The sequence below is a fragment of the Achromobacter sp. B7 genome (genome assembly GCF_003600685.1).
Taxonomy (GTDB): domain Bacteria; phylum Pseudomonadota; class Gammaproteobacteria; order Burkholderiales; family Burkholderiaceae_B; genus Achromobacter; species Achromobacter spanius_B.
Genome location: NZ_CP032084.1, coordinates 2,949,156 through 2,965,473, shown reverse-complemented (window position 1 = coordinate 2,965,473; position 16,318 = coordinate 2,949,156). Strand labels below are relative to the sequence as shown.

The 16,318-nt window shown below is 64.8% G+C and carries 17 protein-coding genes; 11 read left to right on the top strand and 6 right to left on the bottom strand.

Annotated features, from left to right (window positions below; all coding sequences use genetic code 11):
- Positions 1-185: 185 nt before the first annotated feature.
- The 3 genes from DVB37_RS13415 (at position 186) to DVB37_RS13405 (ending at position 4,368) form a co-directional block, all read left to right on the top strand.
- Entirely contained in the window at positions 186-1,265 is a 1,080-nt protein-coding gene (locus DVB37_RS13415; RefSeq protein ID WP_120155585.1) for a site-specific integrase, read from the top strand.
- A gap of 124 nt (positions 1,266-1,389) precedes the next feature.
- Positions 1,390-2,940 (top strand): sensor domain-containing diguanylate cyclase, encoded by a 1,551-nt coding sequence (locus DVB37_RS13410; protein ID WP_120155581.1) that lies wholly within the window; start codon positions 1,390-1,392, stop codon positions 2,938-2,940.
- 396 nt (positions 2,941-3,336) lie between these two features.
- Complete coding sequence (locus tag DVB37_RS13405) at positions 3,337-4,368, top strand: porin (protein ID WP_120155579.1); 1,032 nt, start codon at positions 3,337-3,339, stop codon at positions 4,366-4,368.
- A gap of 106 nt (positions 4,369-4,474) precedes the next feature.
- Here the strand turns inward: DVB37_RS13405 and DVB37_RS13400 are convergent, their stop codons facing one another.
- Both DVB37_RS13400 and DVB37_RS28365 read right to left on the bottom strand, forming a co-directional pair.
- A complete protein-coding gene (locus DVB37_RS13400; RefSeq protein ID WP_240434106.1) occupies positions 4,475-5,107 on the bottom strand; it encodes a fused MFS/spermidine synthase in 633 nt (210 codons plus the stop codon).
- Between the two features lie 310 nt (positions 5,108-5,417).
- Positions 5,418-5,570 carry a hypothetical protein gene (locus DVB37_RS28365; protein ID WP_162941212.1) on the bottom strand — a complete coding sequence of 51 codons (153 nt, stop codon included), beginning with the start codon at positions 5,568-5,570 and terminating at the stop codon, positions 5,418-5,420.
- Between the two features lie 431 nt (positions 5,571-6,001).
- Between DVB37_RS28365 and DVB37_RS13395 the strand changes: the two genes are divergently transcribed.
- Positions 6,002-6,610 (top strand): TetR/AcrR family transcriptional regulator, encoded by a 609-nt coding sequence (locus DVB37_RS13395; protein ID WP_120157481.1) that lies wholly within the window; start codon positions 6,002-6,004, stop codon positions 6,608-6,610.
- Complete coding sequence (locus DVB37_RS13390; protein WP_120155576.1) at positions 6,607-7,086, top strand: nuclear transport factor 2 family protein; 480 nt, start codon at positions 6,607-6,609, stop codon at positions 7,084-7,086. Before DVB37_RS13395 ends, DVB37_RS13390 begins: the two co-directional genes overlap by 4 nt.
- 95 nt (positions 7,087-7,181) lie before the next feature.
- Here the strand turns inward: DVB37_RS13390 and DVB37_RS13385 are convergent, their stop codons facing one another.
- On the bottom strand, positions 7,182-7,667 hold the full coding sequence (locus DVB37_RS13385; protein WP_120155574.1) for a MarR family winged helix-turn-helix transcriptional regulator: 486 nt from the start codon (positions 7,665-7,667) through the stop codon (positions 7,182-7,184).
- A gap of 121 nt (positions 7,668-7,788) precedes the next feature.
- Here DVB37_RS13385 and DVB37_RS13380 point away from each other — a divergent pair, with 121 nt between their 5' ends.
- The gene (locus DVB37_RS13380; protein ID WP_120155571.1) at positions 7,789-9,030 is read left to right on the top strand and encodes an MFS transporter; all 1,242 of its coding nucleotides are present in this window, start codon (positions 7,789-7,791) and stop codon (positions 9,028-9,030) included.
- Positions 9,031-9,079: 49 nt separating this feature from the next.
- Here the strand turns inward: DVB37_RS13380 and DVB37_RS13375 are convergent, their stop codons facing one another.
- Complete coding sequence (locus tag DVB37_RS13375) at positions 9,080-9,436, bottom strand: SelT/SelW/SelH family protein (RefSeq protein WP_120155569.1); 357 nt, start codon at positions 9,434-9,436, stop codon at positions 9,080-9,082.
- Positions 9,437-9,660: 224 nt separating this feature from the next.
- Between DVB37_RS13375 and DVB37_RS13370 the strand changes: the two genes are divergently transcribed.
- Complete coding sequence (locus tag DVB37_RS13370; protein WP_120155566.1) at positions 9,661-10,857, top strand: multidrug effflux MFS transporter; 1,197 nt, start codon at positions 9,661-9,663, stop codon at positions 10,855-10,857.
- Between the two features lie 55 nt (positions 10,858-10,912).
- Complete coding sequence (locus tag DVB37_RS13365; RefSeq protein ID WP_120155563.1) at positions 10,913-11,707, top strand: enoyl-CoA hydratase; 795 nt, start codon at positions 10,913-10,915, stop codon at positions 11,705-11,707.
- Between the two features lie 2 nt (positions 11,708-11,709).
- Here DVB37_RS13365 and chrA read toward each other — a convergent pair whose 3' ends face one another.
- Positions 11,710-12,966, bottom strand: a complete 1,257-nt coding sequence (chrA, locus tag DVB37_RS13360; protein WP_104145518.1) for a chromate efflux transporter — start codon at positions 12,964-12,966, stop codon at positions 11,710-11,712.
- A gap of 208 nt (positions 12,967-13,174) precedes the next feature.
- Here chrA and DVB37_RS13355 point away from each other — a divergent pair, with 208 nt between their 5' ends.
- Positions 13,175-13,654 (top strand): carboxymuconolactone decarboxylase family protein, encoded by a 480-nt coding sequence (locus DVB37_RS13355; RefSeq protein ID WP_104145519.1) that lies wholly within the window; start codon positions 13,175-13,177, stop codon positions 13,652-13,654.
- A gap of 63 nt (positions 13,655-13,717) precedes the next feature.
- On the opposite strand, the gene DVB37_RS13350 is transcribed toward DVB37_RS13355, so the two are convergent.
- The gene (locus DVB37_RS13350) at positions 13,718-15,139 is read right to left on the bottom strand and encodes a PLP-dependent aminotransferase family protein (protein ID WP_120157480.1); all 1,422 of its coding nucleotides are present in this window, start codon (positions 15,137-15,139) and stop codon (positions 13,718-13,720) included.
- 109 nt (positions 15,140-15,248) lie between these two features.
- Here DVB37_RS13350 and DVB37_RS13345 point away from each other — a divergent pair, with 109 nt between their 5' ends.
- Both DVB37_RS13345 and DVB37_RS13340 read left to right on the top strand, forming a co-directional pair.
- Positions 15,249-15,695 (top strand): GNAT family N-acetyltransferase, encoded by a 447-nt coding sequence (locus DVB37_RS13345; RefSeq protein ID WP_104145520.1) that lies wholly within the window; start codon positions 15,249-15,251, stop codon positions 15,693-15,695.
- Positions 15,692-16,309 (top strand): FMN-dependent NADH-azoreductase, encoded by a 618-nt coding sequence (locus DVB37_RS13340; RefSeq protein WP_120155561.1) that lies wholly within the window; start codon positions 15,692-15,694, stop codon positions 16,307-16,309. The genes DVB37_RS13345 and DVB37_RS13340 overlap by 4 nt, the downstream gene beginning before the upstream one ends.
- Positions 16,310-16,318: the final 9 nt, after the last annotated feature.

The window sequence follows — 16,318 nt, the reverse complement described above, 5'->3', positions numbered from 1 at the left end:
GATATCATACAGCATACATATGTATAAATACATATGACGGGGCGACAGGCTTCTGTGCAGGGAGCGGTGCAAAAAAGCCTCAAAAACCGCCTCTTCGCTCGAGCCAGAGGCCGCGCCGCGCCCGAAACCCGCCCGCTTCCGTATAGTGCTGAAGTCTTTCCCGTTTGCCGCCCCTGCCCGTTCCGATGTCGTTGAAATTGCTGGCTTCGCTGCCCCTGCTTGACCCGCACGCCCTGGATACCCAGGCGGACGCCGCCGTCCGCGGCCTGATGCGCGAAGGCAGTTCCGCCAACACGGCGGCCAGCTACCGGGCGGCGATCCGCTACTGGACCGCCTGGTTCGAACTGCGCTACGGCCAGCGCTTCGCCCTGCCCTTGCCCGAGGCGGCCGTCGTTCAGTTTGTGGTGGACCACGCGCAGCGCGCGACGGATCAAGGCTTGAAATGGGAGCTGCCCTTGGCGTTGGACCAGGAACTGGTGCGCTTGAAAGCCAAAGGCCGGCCAGGGCCTCCCAGCTTGAACACGCTGTTGCAACGCCTGTCGGTACTGTCGAAGGCGCACGAGCTGCACGGCTATCCCAACCCGTGCCGCGCGCCTTCCGTACGCGAGTTGCTGGCCAAGACGCGTCGCGCCTATGCCCGCCGGGGCATGGCGCCCGCCAAGAAAGCCGCCCTGACGCGCGAACCCTTGCAAGCCATGTTGGCCACCTGTGATGCGTCGCTGCGGGGCATGCGCGACCGCGCCCTGTTGCTGTTCGCCTGGGCCAGCGGCGGCCGCCGCCGATCCGAGGTGGTGCGGGCCACCGTTGAGAACGTGGTGCGCACGGCGGACGGCTATCTATATAGCCTGACCCAATCCAAGACCAATCAGGCAGGCGCCCGCCGTGCGGACGACCAAAAGCCCATTACCGGGTCCGCCGCCAAGGCGCTGGACGCCTGGCTTGCCGCCAGCGGCATCCGCCAGGGCCCGATTTTCCGGCGGGTACGGCGCGGCGACGTCGTGGGCGAACCGCTGGCCGCCGCCGCCGTGCGCGACATCGTGCTGGAACGCTGCAAGCTGGCTGGCCTGGATGGCGAGTTTTCGGCGCATAGCCTGCGGTCCGGCTTTGTCACCGAGGCGGGCCGGCAGAACGTGCCGCTGGGCGACACCATGGCAATGACCGGCCATGCCAGCGTTGCCACGGTCATGGGCTACTTCCGGGCCGGCGCCGCGGCCCACTCGCCGGCCGCCCGCCTGTTGGACGAACCGGACGTCAACGCCCTATAGATGCCCGCCGCTTTTGCCGTAAACCTCGGGTTGCGCTACCAGCCACCCGCATCGCGCGTCACCGCCGCGCCGTCGTTGCCCTGTCGTCCTTGTCCTTCCCTGATTCCCGCCTAACCAAAACTCCATGCGAATCAATCTACGCGGGCTTGTGCTTGCGCTTACCGTCCTTAGCGCCATCGCGGCCACTGCCAATGCCCTGTACGCCAGCTACCTGGTGCAGCGCGACCAGCTCATCACGAACACGCTGGAGTCCAACCGGGTCTACGCGGCCAAGCTCGCCGAAAGCACCACGAATTTTCTGAAGTCGGCCCAACAGCAGCTGGCCTACAGCGCGCGGCACCTGGCAACGCAGGTCGACGCGCCCGATGTGCTGGCCGCCGAAGTCGCGCGCTTGCAGGAACAGGCCAACGACTTCAACTCGGTCGGCGTCATCAGCGCGGACGGCACCCTGCTGGCCACCACCCAGACGTTCCGGAATTTTCTGGGCACCCGGCTGGACAGCCCGGGGACTCGCGCCGCGCTGCGCGCACGACAGCCGCTGATCAGCAAGCCGTATGTGTCAGTCGCCGGCAACATGCTGGTCAACCTGTCGCACCCCATCTATTCCAATGACGGCAAATACCTGGGCTACATTGCGGGCACCATCTACCTGCGCAACGACAGCGCGCTGCAACAGCTGCTGGGCAAGCATCATTACCTGGATGGTTCATATCTGTTCGTGGTAGATAGCGACGGCCACCTGATCTATCACGTCGACTCGACCCGGGTCGGCGAAAACGTGATGCGCAATCCGGTCGTCGCGGCCGTCACCCAAGGCAAAGCGGGCTCGCAACGCGTCGTCAACACCAAGGGCGTGGACATGCTGGCGGGCTACGCGCCCGAACCGCTAAGCGGATGGGGCATCATCGCGCAACGCCCCGCCGAGGTGACGCTGGAGCCGATATACGAACTGATCTGGGCATTGATCGGCTACGCGGCGCCCCTGGCCGTGGCGTTCCTGCTGGCCATCTGGTGGTGTGCCCGGCTGATCTCCCTGCCCCTGTCGCAACTGGCCACCAATGTGGAACACCACGACGTGGCCATCGCCATGCAGCGCGTGCAGTCGGTCAGGGCCTGGTACTTCGAGGCGGAACGGCTCAAGCGCGCGGTGATGTCCAGCATTTCAAGCCTGCAGGACAAAATCGGCAAGCTGAACCAGGCCAATATGACCGACCCGCTGACCGCGCTACGCAACCGGCGCGGCATGCAGGAGGCGGTGGACCATCTGCAAACCGCCGGCACGCCCTTCACGGTGGTGGCGCTGGACATCGACCACTTCAAGCGCGTGAACGATACCTACGGCCACCCCAAGGGCGACGAGGTGATACGCGGCATGGCCGACCTGATGCGGCAATGTTCGCGTCCGTCGGATGTGCTTTGCCGCAGCGGCGGGGAAGAATTCTTGATGCTGCTGCCGAATGTGGGCGTGAAAGAAGCGGCCAACGTGGCCGAGCGCCTGCGCAAGCACACGGCCGGCCAGCCTGTGTCCGGCGTGGGCGGCGTTACCGTGTCGGCCGGCGTGGCGCAATGGCGCACCTCTGTCGGCGATGTCGCGCAGGTTTTCCAGGCGGCCGACGCCGCGCTGTATGCGGCCAAGGCGGAAGGACGGAACCGGGTGGTTGTGCACGGCGCGTAAGGCGCCGGGCTTGCCCCGCCCCGCGAGGCCTCGCACCGGACCCAGGATGCGCAACGCATCCTGATTTGACTACCGTGTCTGCCGCGGTCGTTGTTTTCTTACGCTGATTTCGTCCTGCTTAAGGGCAAAGACGACATTCATGCTGCCCCCTGACAGTCATATTCGTAGTCGTCTTATTTGATTACGCGGCGACGCTCACCATAATGCGCCATGGTCATTGCGATGTTAATGACTAGCCGCTGACGGGCGAACGCGTTCCGGGTTTTTTCTGCGCTTGCCGTCGTGTTCACGCGGCGTTCTTTCCACGCGCTTTCCACGTCCTTAGCGACCCGCCTTTTGGCCGGCCGCCGGGGAGCCTTTTGTCCAACGCAACACAACATAAAACCAGGGGTACTCATGAAAGCAGCAAGCATCAAGCGCGGTGCGCTGGCCGTCGCATTGGCCGCCTTGACGGGCGGCATGGCCCACGCTTCCACCACCAGCGTCACGCTGTATGGCGTCATCGACCTAGGCCTGGCCTTCGAACGCCGGCATGACAACGCCGAAAGTGCGTCGCGCTCGCATGTGGGCATGCGCGACGGCACGCAATCCGGGTCACGCTGGGGCCTGCGCGGCGTCGAAGACCTGGGCAACGGCTACAGCGCCTTCTTCCGGCTTGAAAGCGGGTTTCACGCTTCGGATGGCACGCAGGCGCAAGGCCGGCTGTTCGGACGCTGGGCGTATCTGGGCCTGCGGGGTGATTTTGGGGAATTGCGCGCGGGACGCCAGCAGGTCCTCAGCGACAGCTGGGGCGGCATCGCCTCGCCATTCGGCACATCGTGGGGCGGCGCGTCGGCATCCGTCACGTCGGGCTACAACGACGGCGACTTCGGCACCGGCGGTCGCGTCAATAACGCCTTTATCTATCGCACGCCCGTCTGGGCGGGATGGCAGGCAGGCGTGGGCTACAGCTTTGAGGCGCACGACAACGATCAATTCTCCACCGCCAACCACGACCGCGTCTGGACCGCCGGCCTGCGTTATCGCGACGGGCCTTTGTCCACCGCGCTGACCTATGAGCATTTGAATCCGGACGCCAGCGTGCCGGGCAAGCTGACCTCGCGCAACGTACAGTTGGCCGCCGCGTATGACTTCGATTGGATGAAGTTGCATGCCGGCTACGGCAATCTGCGCAATCCGAACGTGGGGCCGTCGGCGGGCGTACGCCGCGTCAATACCTTCGTGGGCGGCGTCAGCGTTCCGGTCAGCGGCAGCAGCAAGGTGTTGGCTGCCTACCAGCGCGCCACCAGCTCGCACATCAAGGGCTGGGGCCTGGGCTACGAACATGATCTGTCCAAACGCACGAACTTCTACGCGCTGCTGGACCGCGTGGACCGCAACCAGTCCCATACCCTGCAATCAGTGGTGGGCATCCGCCACCACTTCTAAGCGCTACCCTGCCCGGCAGCCTGCCGGGCTTGGTTAACAGCGCTGCCCCAGCCGCGAAAGTGGCTGGGGCAGCGGGCTACAGCATGGCCGACAAGCGCGGGCGTTATTAGACCAGCATTGGCCAGTACGTGGGCGACAGGCATAGCCACATGTCGGCGCTCATGCCGTCGGGCTTGCGCTTGGGCAGGCCCGTGCGCCGTTTAAGGGTGTCGCCCCGGCACGCGAAGACGATGCTGTGCGCGCAAGACGTATCGCTGACTTCGATGACCGAGCCCAGGAACTGCTTCTTGATGCGACCCAGGTACGTGCTGAACTGAAAGTTCGAGGCATGGAAGTTGCACACCATCATGCCGTCGGGTGCCAGGGCGTTGAAGCAGGCTTCATAGAAGGCGTCGGTCGTCAGCTGCGTCGGCAGGCCATTGATGTCATAGCCATCGACCAGCACCGCGTCGTACTCGTTTTGATATTGCCGAATCAATTCCGCACCGTCGCCTTGCAGCACCGCAAAGCGGTCGTCGTCGCGCGGCACATGGAAGGAATCGCGCAAGGCGATGACATGCGGGTTGATTTCGTAGACGTCGATGCGCGCGGACGGCAGATGCTGGTAGCAGAATTTGGCCAACGATCCGCCGCCCAGCCCCACCATCGCGATGCGACGAGGGTTCGGGTTGAACAGCAAGAACGCCATCATGATCCGGGTGTATTCCAGATTGAGCGCCGCCGGGTCTTTCGTCCACATGCGGCTTTGGATCTCAGAGTGCGAAAACATCAATGACCGTGACGTCGACGTGGCATACACGAAAGGTCGGACTTGATGATTGCTCGAAGTGTTTTCAGGCATTCCAGGCTCACTGGCAAAGAGGTGATGCTGCGTGCGACGCTTGCGCCCAAACGAAAAGCCGCCGACGCGGCAAGGCGTTGACGGAAGTCGGGCAAAAGGGGGAAGAGAAAGTCGCGCGCTACACGTTCAAACGGCGCACACAAGGCGCGCCGTCTGGGTGTTTGCTAGGCAAGAACTACGCCCGCGTGGGCGGGCGCAGCTAGAAGAACTACTTGGATGACCGCGACGTATCGCTGTCTTCAGAGGTTTCGGAATCCGCGTCGATGGAATCGATTTCCGATTCCTTGTTCGCGTCAGGGGCCGTCCAGTTCAGGGGCGGAACCTCGAAGCGCCACTTTTTACCAACCAGTTGATGCGACATGAGCGTTCTCCTATGCGTGGGTGCGTGGCTTTCCCGCCAAAGCAATGCACCACGGGTTCAAGCGTGCCAAGAATGCCCGGTAATTGCGGGGGGTGCGCAAGGTACTGCGTGGTCTTGCGCGAGGTGCTACTGGATGGCTTAAGCAAAAACTGCTGTGTCAGCCGGGGCATTCAAACGGGGGCAATGCAAAACAAAAAGCAAAATAAGTTTGCCGGCCAAAAGTTCCTGCAACGGTTGTTTTTAGTTGTTCTTGGTTTTTTTCAGCGTTGGTTTATTTTGGCTGGCAATTAAAAGATCTTAACATATTTATCAGTGAAAAAGCAAGCAGATAGTGGGTTAAGCCATAAAGCTTGACGCTTGAGAATGACCGTTCTACAAATCCTGAATCCTATGCAGAATGATCGTTCTCCGTAATGAACTCCAGTTTGGACATGCCCTCTTCGACCCCCGCCGCCGCTGTCACCGCCCCCGAACCCATGACGCAGACGCAGGAACGGCTGCTGCGCGCCACCGAACATTTGATTTACCAAGGCGGCGTCCATGCCACCGGTATGGATCTCATCGTGAAGACCTCGGGCGTGGCGCGCAAGACGCTGTACAAGCACTATCCCAATAAGGACGCGCTGGTGGCCGCGGCGCTGGCCGCGCGCGATGAACGCTGGATGCAGTGGTTCGTTCACGCCACCACGCGGGCCGACGCGCCGCGCGACCGGCTGTTGTCCCTCTTCGACGCGCTGCAAGAATGGTTTGAATCCGACGGTTTTCGCGGGTGCGCCTTCATCAACGCGGCAGGCGAAATCAGCGATCCGGCCAATCCCATCCGCCAGGTATCGCGGCTGCACAAAGCCCGTTTGCTGGACCATGTACGCGGCCTGGCGCAACAGGCCGGCCTGGCCGACCCGGACGAAGCCGCGCGACAACTGCTGGTACTGATCGACGGCGCTATCGCCGTGGCGCTGGTCACGGGCGACGTGTCCGTGACCGCCACTGCGCAACGCGCCGCCGCCGCCCTTTTCCCCCCACAAGAGGTTCGCCCATGACATCCCAACCCAATGTCCGCCCGCCGCTGCCGCCTTTCACGCACCAGAGCGCCGTGCAAAAAGTCCGGCTGGCCGAAGACGGCTGGAACAGCCGCGACCCCGACAAGGTGGCGCTGGCCTATAGCCTGGACACGCAGTGGCGCAACCGCGCGGAATTCGTCAAGAACCGCGACGAGGCCCGCGCCTTCCTGGCGCGTAAATGGGCGAAAGAACTGGACTACCGCCTGATCAAGGAGCTGTGGGCCTACACCGGCAACCGCATCGCCGTGCGTTACGCCTATGAATGGCATGACGATTCCAGCAACTGGTTTCGCTCATACGGCAATGAAAACTGGGAGTTCGGCGAAGACGGGCTCATGACGCATCGTTACGCCTGCATCAACGACTTGCCGATCAAAGAAGCCGACCGAAAATTCCGCTGGCCGCTGGGCCGCCGTCCGGATGACCACCCCGGCTTATCCGAATTGGGGCTGTGACAAGATCATTGCGGGCGGGGCACCCGGGCGCCTGTCCCCCGGGCGCAATCCGCTACCCGCCCGCGCCCCTGCTCCATCGCAATCATTCATCGCAATCATTCATACGCCTTCAGCAACTTTCCCAGCAGGCGGCTCAGCTGCTCCTGTTCAGCCTGCGTCAACGGCGCCAGCACGTCGGCCTGATTTTTCAGGTGGGCCACCAGCGCCTCGTCGATCAGCTTGATGCCGGCGCGCGTCAGCATCACCAAGGTGGCGCGGCCGTCGTTGGGGCTGGGCGTGCGGGCCACCAGACCCGCCTTCTCCAGGCGGTCGATGCGGTTGGTCATGCTGCCCGACGAAATCATGGCGTCTTCGTAAAGCGCCGTCGGGGTCAGCGCGTACGGCTTGCCACTACGGCGCAACGTGGCCAACACATCGAATTCACCCGGCTGTAGGCCAAATTCAGCAAATAGCGGGTTGATGCGGTCGCGCGTGATCACCAACGCGCATTCGCCCAAACGCCCCAGCACACGCATCGTTGATACGTCCAGCTCGGGGCGTTCACGGTTCCATTGCTCGACGGCACGGCTTGCTCTGTCCACGGTTCTCTCTCTCCATTTATCTTGACGTCAAGATAAAATCCAAATATCTTGACGCCAAGATACTTTACCGGACGGCAATGGGGCAACTCCCGCCGCGCGTGCCGCCGGCCATGGAGCTGTTGTGTCATCGACTTATTTGAACGCCTGGCGCGTTGCCGCCATCATCCTGGTGGGCTTGAACCTGCGCCCCGTCCTGGCGTCCGTTCCCCCTTTGCTGGACCGGCTGCAAGCCGCTATTGCGCTATCCGACAGTGCGGCCGGCCTGTTGACGGCGCTGCCCGTATTGGTGATGGGCCTGGGCGCATTGAGTGTCGCGCCGCTGCGCCGCATGATGCGCGAACACCACGCCATCGCCGTCGGCGTAGCGCTGGTGATGGCGGCCACCGCATGCCGCCTGTGGGCCCATGAGGCCAACTTGATGTTGCTGACGGGCGTTATCGCCGGGCTGGGCATCGCGGTCACGCAGGCGCTGCTGCCCTACACCATCAAGGCGCAATTCTCGTCTGGCGTCAGCGCCATCATGGGCCTGTATTCCACCGCCATCATGGGCGGCGCGGCCGTGGCCAGCGTGGCTTCGCCCGTCCTGGCCGAGCGTGTGGGCTGGCCTCAGGCATTGGCGGCCTGGTCCGTGCCCGCGGCGGCGGCTTTGCTGTGCTGGCTGCTGGTGCACCGAGTTGGTACCGTCGCTCCGTTGGCGACGGACGCGACGAAGGCGGCGAAGGCGGCGAACGCGATGAACCCGACGAACGCGACGAAGGCGGCGAACGCGACGAACGCGGCGGGCCAACCGGCCTCCGGGCGTTCGCACCGGTGGTTGCTGGCGGTGTTCTTCGGCCTGGGCACCGGCGCCTACACGCTGGTGCTAGCCTGGCTGCCGCCCTATTACACGGCCTTGGGCTGGACGCCGGTGTCGGCCGGGCAATTGCTGGGCGCGGTGACGGTGGCCGAGATCGTGGCCGGCTTGCTGGTGTCGGCGGCAATCGGCCGGCTGCGCGACCGCCGGGTGGCGCTGTTTGCGGCCGTCGGTTTGCTGACGCTGGGTTTGTTGGGGCTGATTTTCGCGCCCGTCTTGCTGGCGTGGCCTGCCGCCGTGCTGGCCGGGCTGGGCATCGGCGCGCTGTTTCCGCTGTCGCTGATCGTCACGATGGACCATGCGTCCACGCCTGCACAGGCGGGTCGACTGGCCTCTTTCGTGCAGGGCGTGGGCTACTTGATCGCCGCCCTGTTCCCGTTCGTGGCGGGCGTGATCCGTCAGCATCTTTCAGGGCTGCGGCCGGCCTGGATGCTGATGGCCGGCATCTGCCTGATCTTGTTCGCCATCGCCGCGCGGCTGCGCCCGCCTCACGGGAACGGCAAGCCATGACGATATCAGCGCGGCGCCGCACTTCCCGGTCGGCGCGTGGTGCGGCGGACTAGTCGTCCGGCGTGATGGCGGGGTCGGCCAAGGGGTCGGCCAAAGGGCTTGCCAACCTGCCCGCGGTGGGGCCGTCAATATGGCCCAGCGGGCGCGTGGGATCCAGGCGGTCGCGCACGCGCTGCTTCAAGATCTTGGCGTCTGGGAAACCGCCATCGCCTTTTCTATCCCAGATCAGGTCGCCGTTGTAGGTGATCTGGAATATGCCACCGGTGCCGGGCTGCAATACCACTTCGCCCAGATCGGTGGAAAAGGTGGACAACAGTTCTTGCGCCATCCAGGCGGCACGCAGCAGCCACTGGCACTGGGTGCAGTAAAGGATGACGATGCGGGGTCGGAAGGCCGGTGTGCTCATGGCGAAATATTCTATGCCCGGCCTGGCAAAGTCGCCAGATGCACTTGCGTGCGTCTCCAAACACGTCCCACGCGCGCGCCACATGTGCTCCACATGCGCTCCACATGCGCTCCACATGCGCCCTACACGCGTCGCGCATGCATCCCACATCCGCCCCTGCTGCATGCGGCATTCATGGATAATGTCGGGTTTTCCCGGGTGTGCAATGCGCCCAGAGTCTTGCCATGAAGTCTGCTGCATCTTCCTCCAGCCAACGCTGGCTGATCGGCCTGTTGATGGGCCTGGTCACGCTCACGCCGATGGGCATCGATATCTACCTGCCTTCGCTGCCCGCCATGGCCGCCGGGTTTGGTGAACCCGTCAGCGCGTTGCAGGCCAGCATCACGCTGTTCATCTTCGCGGTGGGCCTGGGCCAGATGCTGATCGGGCCCTTGGCCGACCGCTATGGCAGGCGACCCGTCGCGCTGGGCGGCGCGTTGGCGTATCTGGCCGGATCGGCGCTGGGTGCGGCCGCGACATCCCTTGATGTGTTCTATGTGGCGCGGGTGATCCAGGGCCTGGGAGCCTGTTCGGCTTCACTGGTGGCTTTTGCGGCGGTGCGTGACCGTTTCAGCCCTGCCGTGGGCGCGCGCGTCTACAGCTATTTGAACGGAGCACTGTGCTCCGTGCCGGCGTTGGCGCCGATGCTGGGCGGCGCGCTGGCGGTGCATGCGGGCTGGCGCAGCACGTTTGTGTTCATGGTGCTGTTTGCGCTGGGCCTGATGGTGCTGTTGGCACGCCGCTTTGAAGAAACACGCGTGCCGCCCAGCGGCCCGCGCGGCGCGCTCTACAGCCTGCGCCGGTACCTGCCCATCGTGTCCAGCGGACGCTTCCTGTACTTCGCCATGTTCGGCATGGCGGGCATGGCAATGATCCTGGTGTTCGTATCGGCGGCGCCCGTGGTGTTGGTGCAGCAGTTGGGCTATTCCGAGCTGGGCTTCTCGGCCTGGTTCGGCGGCAATGCCGCCATCAACATCGCGGCGTTCTTCCTGGCGCCCACCTTCATTGCGCGCTTTGGGCGCCATACGATGGTGCGGGTCGGCATGGTTGCGCTGCTGCTGGCATCGGCCATGCATGCCGCCGCCTGGTGGTGGATACCGCAAGCGGCCTGGGTGTTCATGCTGCCGGTTGCCGTGCTGACGGTGGGCTTCTCGTTGGCCTTGGGGTCGGGCTTGAGCCTGGCGCTGGAGCCCTTCGCCGAACGCGCCGGCACGGCCGCCGCCGTGTATGGCTTGTTCCAGATGAGCGGGTCGGCCATTGTGGCCACCGTGTTGCTGGACACCGGCGTGGCGCCGCAAGCGGCGATGGCCCTGATCGGCGCGGTCATCGTCCTGCCCTTGCTCTTGCTGTCTCCCGCTATCGCGCGGCGGCTGCGCGGCTGAACCGACGCGCGGGGGCTTGCGCTAGTATCCAGGAATCGACTTTCCTGGAAACGACATGGCCCCGGATTCCCAGAACAACGACGCCCTGCTGTTGCGCATGTCGACCGACGGCGTGGTGACGCTGCGCCTGAACCGCCCCGCGCAATTCAACGCCTTGTCCGAAGGCTTGCTGACCGCCTTGCAGGAACAGATCGACGACTTGGCGGGCGACGCCACCGTGCGTTGCGTGGTGCTGGAATCCGCGGGCCGGGCCTTCTGCGCCGGCCACGATCTGCGCGAAATGCGCAGCCAGCCCAGCCTGGATTACTACCGTGCGCTGTTCCGCCAATGCAGCCGCGTCATGCAGGGTTTGCAGGCCTTGCCCGTGCCCGTCATCGCCAAGGTGCAAGGCATTGCGACGGCGGCCGGTTGCCAATTGGTCGCCAGTTGCGACCTGGCGGTGGCGGCCGACTCTGCGCGATTTGCCGTGTCCGGCATCAACGTGGGTCTGTTTTGTTCAACGCCGGCGGTGGCGCTCAGCCGCAATGTGTCGGCCAAGCGCGCCTTTGAAATGCTGGTCACTGCCCGCTTCATCGATGCCGCGCAGGCCAAGGAATGGGGCTTGATCAACGACGCCGTGCCCGAGGCCGAGCTGGACGCGCGCGTCAACGCCCTGGCGGCCGACATCCTGGCCAAGAGCCCCAGCGCCATCCGCTACGGCAAGCAGATGTTCTACAAGCAGCGCCAGATGGCCTTGGGCGATGCCTACGATTACGCGGGCGACGTCATGGCGCGCAACATGATGGAAGCGGACGCGTCCGAAGGCATCGACGCCTTCCTGCAAAAGCGCGCGCCACGCTGGCAGGCTTAGGCTTAGGCCAGAAAGGCCAGCGCCCAACCGCCCGCCGCCGCCAGCAACACCACCCACACGGCGGACCAGCGGGCATAGACCAGCAACGCGAACAGCAGCAAGGCAAGGCCGAAATCGGCCTTGTTCACAATGGCGCTGGTCCACACTGGGTCATACAGCGCGGCCAGCAAGATCCCGACGACGCTGGCGTTCACGCCGGCCAGCATGTTGCGCACGCCGGGCCGGCGCCGCAGGCTTTCCCAGAAAGGCAAGGCGCCCACGACCAGCAAGGCGCCCGGCAGAAAAATGGCGGCCAACAGCACCAGGCCGCCGACCCAGCCCGTCAGCGGGCCGGTGGACAATGCGCCCAGAAAAGCAGCGAAACCGAACAGCGGCCCGGGCATGGCTTGCGCTGCCCCGTACCCGGCCAGGAAGTCGGCGCTGGAAACCATGCCGCCGGACACCGCCGTTGATTCCAGCAGCGGCAGCACCACGTGCCCGCCGCCAAACACCAAAGCCCCCGCGCGATAAAACCCGGCAAGCTGCGCGGCCGCTGGCGAATCCGACATGGCCGCCCATATCGGCAAGCCCGCCAGCAATGCCACGAACAGGGTCAGCGCCACATAAGCGGCGCCGCGCGACACGGCGTCGGCAGGGTTGGCCAGGATCGGCCGGGGCGGCAATTGCAGCACGGCCACCCCCACGACGACACCCAGCAAGATGGCGCCGATCTGCCCCCACGCGCTGGGCAATACGACGGTAATCAAGGCGGCGGCCACGGCCAGGCCGGCGCGCGCGCGATCGGGACACAGTGTGCGGCCCATGCCCCACACGGCCTGGGCCACGATGGCCACCGCCGCGATCTTCAGGCCGTGTATGACGGCTGACCCCGACAGCCATCCAACATGCGCCAGGCCCATCGCAAAGCCGATCAGCGCAACGGCCGTGGGCAGCGTGAACGCCAGCCATGCGGCCAGCATGCCCATCCAGCCCGCACGGCGCAGGCCGATTGCCATGCCGACCTGGCTGCTTGCCGGCCCCGGCAGGAATTGGCACAAGGCGACCAGGTCGGAATAGGCGTAATCGTCCAGCCAATGGCGGCGGTCGACAAACTCCGTACGAAAGTAAGCCAGGTGCGCCACCGGACCACCGAACGAAGTCAGCCCCAGGCGCAGGAACACCAGAAAGACCTCCAGACAGGACCCGCGCGCCGCCTCCTCGCGTTCATGGGTGGCGGGCTTGTTTGCGACGTGTTCGTCGTGTGATGGGGGGTGCGGCATGAGGTGGCTTCTAAGTCGGTCGGGGCGCCGGGTTTCCGCCCCTGGATCAAGCTTATAGCCGGGGCGCGCGCGTGTTTCAAGGGCCAGGCTTGCCGCCCGCATGGCCTAGAACTAAACATCATTTATGGCACTTTCTGGCTGGACCAATCTACCGCATCCTACGGCTTCCTGATTCCCTTTCCCTAACAGCGTCTTAAAAGGTAGGCCTATGAGCCAGCGGTTGAATTACTTCCAGGTGTCCGCGGAACTGTCCAAGAAGTACATGGACTTCAGCGCGGCAATGAAAAAAGTGCCCGTCATCGAGGAGTTCGGCGATCTGGTCGATATCCGCGCGTCGCAAATCAATGGCTGCGGCTTTTGCCTGGACATGCACGTCAAGCAGGCCAAGCTGCACGGCGAACGCGAACTGCGTCTGCACCATGTGGCCATCTGGCGCGAATCGACATTGTTCTCGGCGCGCGAGCGGGCTGCGCTGGCATGGACCGAGGCGCTGACCACCCTGCCCCCGCATGGCGTACCCGACCCGGTGTACAGCCACGTGCGCGAGCAATTATCGGAAGCGGAAATCTCGGACCTGACCTTCCGTATCGTTGCCATCAACGGCTGGAACCGTTTGAACGTGGCGTTTCGTACCGTGCCCGGCTCGGCCGACGCCGCATTCGGGCTGGACAAGGCCGGGCTCAACTGAACGCTGGGCGCCGCCCTGCATACCTGCAAAGACCTCAAGGTCTGCAATAGGCGCCTATACCCACTACATCAACGCGCGGATTTGCAGGCCATAGTCGTACGCCTGACTCTCCGAAACGATATTGGTGAAGCCCAGCAGCAGGCCGGGTTGCGGATCCGGCAGCGTGGACCATCTGGACAGCGGGTGCGCGTACAGCCCCTGTTCCAACATGCGGGCGGCCAGCGGCTGATCGCGCTGCCCGGCGTCCATGCGCGCCACCAGATGCATGCCGCCCGGCTGAGGTTCGATCCGCATGCGCGAGCCCAGCGCCGCGCTCAGGCCCCGCGCGGTAGCCGTGCGCCGTTCGCTGTATAGGCGCCGCATGCGCTGGATGTGGCGGCCGAAATGCCCTTCGGTGATGAAGGCCGTCAAGATGGCTTGGTTGAACGCCGCCGCGCCGCCCGACAGCAGGCGGCTGATGCGGTCAAAGCGCGGTACCTGCGCCGGGGGCACCACCAGATATGCCAGCCGCATCCCGGGAAACAGCACCTTGCTGAACGACCCCGCATACAGCACCCGCCCCTGCGCATCCAGGCTTTTCAGCGCGGGCAGCGGGCGGCTGACGTAGCGGTATTCCCCGTCGTAATCGTCTTCCACAATCCAGGCCTGACGGCGTTCGGCCCAGTCCAGCAACGCTTGCCGCCGGGGCAACGACAAAGACATCGACAGCGGACTTTGGTGGGCGGGGGTCACCACCGCGGCCTGGGCCAGGTCTGCGCGCGCCAGGCCTTCCGCCACCATCAGGCCATCCGCGTCCACCGGTATCGGCACCGCCTCCAGGCCCGCCTGCGCCAACAGCGCTCGCGTGGGCGGATAGCCGGGGTCTTCCACCCACACACGATCGCCCGGCGTCAGCAGCGCCTGGATGATGAGTTGCATCGTGAAGTTGTAGCCGGACGTGATGTACACCTGGGCCGGCTGGCAATGAATGCCGCGCGCCACGCGCAGATAGGCGGCAAGCGCCGTGCGCAGGCTTGCCAGCCCATCGGCGGGCGGATAGGACAGGTCGGGCGCTTGCAGGCTGCGCAGTTCGCGCGCGCCCAATCGTGCCCACAACTTGCGCGGAAACGCGTCCAGCGCCGGGATGCCCATCTGAAACGGCAGGATGCGCGCCGGCCGATGCCAGCCGTGGTCGTCGTCTGCGGCCTGCACCGGGGCGACGGCGGCGGGTGCGGCGGCAAGGGGCTGCAAGTCAGGCGCGACGATGGTGCCGGCTTGGCCGCGCGCCTGGATGTAGCCCTCGGCGCTCAGCAGCGAATACGCCACTTCGATGGTGCCGCGCGCCACGCCCATTTCCTTGGCCAGCGCGCGAGCCGACGGAATGCGGTCGCCGGGCTTGAGCGTGCCCTCGGCGATGCCGCTGCGAAACCGCTCATAGACCTGCCGATACAGCGGGTCGGAATCGCCGGCGCGTAGCGGCGGCAAGGCATCGGGGCGGCTGATCATGGCATAGTCCAAAGTTCAATTTATGGCTCTTCAAATTATGGCATGGGGTTTCTACGATGACGGCTGACATTTGATGGCCCCCAACACTCCTATGCCGATTACCCATGCCATGACCGACCCCGACCTGAATCACATTGACACCGACGCCGACCTGCGCGCCTGCCTGCCCTTGATGCGCCAGTTGCGCCCACACCTTGCCCACGCCGACGACTTTGTCGCCCGCATCGACCGCATGCGCGGCCAGGGCTATCGGCTGCTTGCCGGTATCGACGCCGGACAGGCGGTGGCGCTGGCCGGCTACCGCTTCCAGGAAAACCTGATCTACGGACGTTTCGTGTACGTGGACGACCTGATCGTGGACGACACGCGTCGCGGCGGTCGCTGGGGCGCGCGCCTGTTGAGCGCCCTGGACGACATTGCGCGCCAGGCCGGTTGCGCCAAGCTGGTGCTGGATACGGGCCTTGCCAATTCCCTGGCCCAACGCTTTTACTTCCGCCAGGGTCTGCTAAGCACCGCCCTGCACTTTTCCAAGAACCTGGACGCCGTCACCGCATGAGCATTCTTCACATTCATTGCAGCCCGCGCGGCCGGGCATCGGAAAGCCACCGCTTGTCGCAACACATCATTGAACGGCTGCTCAGGGTGTCTGGCGATGCCGCGCCCGCCGTCATCGACATCGACGCTACCCGCCTGCCCAATGTCGATGACGATTACGCCGCCGCGTTGAGCTCGCCCGTGGACCCCGCCGACGACGTGCTGGCGCGCGGCGCGTTGCGCCAGTCCAGCGAACTGATCGACGCGTTGCGCCAGGCCAGCCACATCGTCATCGCCACGCCCATGCATAACTTCACGGTGTCGGCGGCGTTGAAAGTCTGGATCGATCACGTGGTGCGCGTGCGCAGCACGTTTCGCATCACGCCCGAGGGCAAGATCGGCAACTTGCCGGACCGGCCCGTGTATGTGGCGGTGTCGTCGGGGGGAGAATTCTCTGGCGAGGCGGCGCGCCAGCCGGACTTTCTGACGCCGTACCTGACGCATGTGCTGGGCACGATAGGCTTGAAGAACGTGACGTTTTTCTCGGTGCAGGGCACGGCGCGCGGCGACGCGGCATTGCAGGCCGCGCGCGCATCGGCCCAAGCCGCCATCGCCGCGCATCCCATGGCCGCCTAGTCCGTTCAT

What these genes read in the sequence shown, in the direction of transcription:
- DVB37_RS13405 (WP_120155579.1), top strand. Translation starts at nt 3,337, where the DNA reads ATGAAAGCAGCAAGCATCAAGCGCGGTGCGCTGGCCGTCGCATTGGCC.
- DVB37_RS13390 (WP_120155576.1), top strand. Translation starts at nt 6,607, where the DNA reads ATGACATCCCAACCCAATGTCCGCCCGCCGCTGCCGCCTTTCACGCAC.
- DVB37_RS13400 (WP_240434106.1), bottom strand. Translation starts at nt 5,107, where the DNA reads ATGTGGACGAAAGACCCGGCGGCGCTCAATCTGGAATACACCCGGATC.
- DVB37_RS13345 (WP_104145520.1), top strand. Translation starts at nt 15,249, where the DNA reads ATGACCGACCCCGACCTGAATCACATTGACACCGACGCCGACCTGCGC.
- DVB37_RS13410 (WP_120155581.1), top strand. Translation starts at nt 1,390, where the DNA reads ATGCGAATCAATCTACGCGGGCTTGTGCTTGCGCTTACCGTCCTTAGC.
- DVB37_RS13370 (WP_120155566.1), top strand. Translation starts at nt 9,661, where the DNA reads ATGAAGTCTGCTGCATCTTCCTCCAGCCAACGCTGGCTGATCGGCCTG.
- DVB37_RS13415 (WP_120155585.1), top strand. Translation starts at nt 186, where the DNA reads ATGTCGTTGAAATTGCTGGCTTCGCTGCCCCTGCTTGACCCGCACGCC.
- DVB37_RS13350 (WP_120157480.1), bottom strand. Translation starts at nt 15,139, where the DNA reads ATGATCAGCCGCCCCGATGCCTTGCCGCCGCTACGCGCCGGCGATTCC.
- DVB37_RS13340 (WP_120155561.1), top strand. Translation starts at nt 15,692, where the DNA reads ATGAGCATTCTTCACATTCATTGCAGCCCGCGCGGCCGGGCATCGGAA.
- chrA (WP_104145518.1), bottom strand. Translation starts at nt 12,966, where the DNA reads ATGCCGCACCCCCCATCACACGACGAACACGTCGCAAACAAGCCCGCC.
- DVB37_RS28365 (WP_162941212.1), bottom strand. Translation starts at nt 5,570, where the DNA reads ATGTCGCATCAACTGGTTGGTAAAAAGTGGCGCTTCGAGGTTCCGCCC.
- DVB37_RS13365 (WP_120155563.1), top strand. Translation starts at nt 10,913, where the DNA reads ATGGCCCCGGATTCCCAGAACAACGACGCCCTGCTGTTGCGCATGTCG.
- DVB37_RS13355 (WP_104145519.1), top strand. Translation starts at nt 13,175, where the DNA reads ATGAGCCAGCGGTTGAATTACTTCCAGGTGTCCGCGGAACTGTCCAAG.
- DVB37_RS13395 (WP_120157481.1), top strand. Translation starts at nt 6,002, where the DNA reads ATGCCCTCTTCGACCCCCGCCGCCGCTGTCACCGCCCCCGAACCCATG.
- DVB37_RS13375 (WP_120155569.1), bottom strand. Translation starts at nt 9,436, where the DNA reads ATGAGCACACCGGCCTTCCGACCCCGCATCGTCATCCTTTACTGCACC.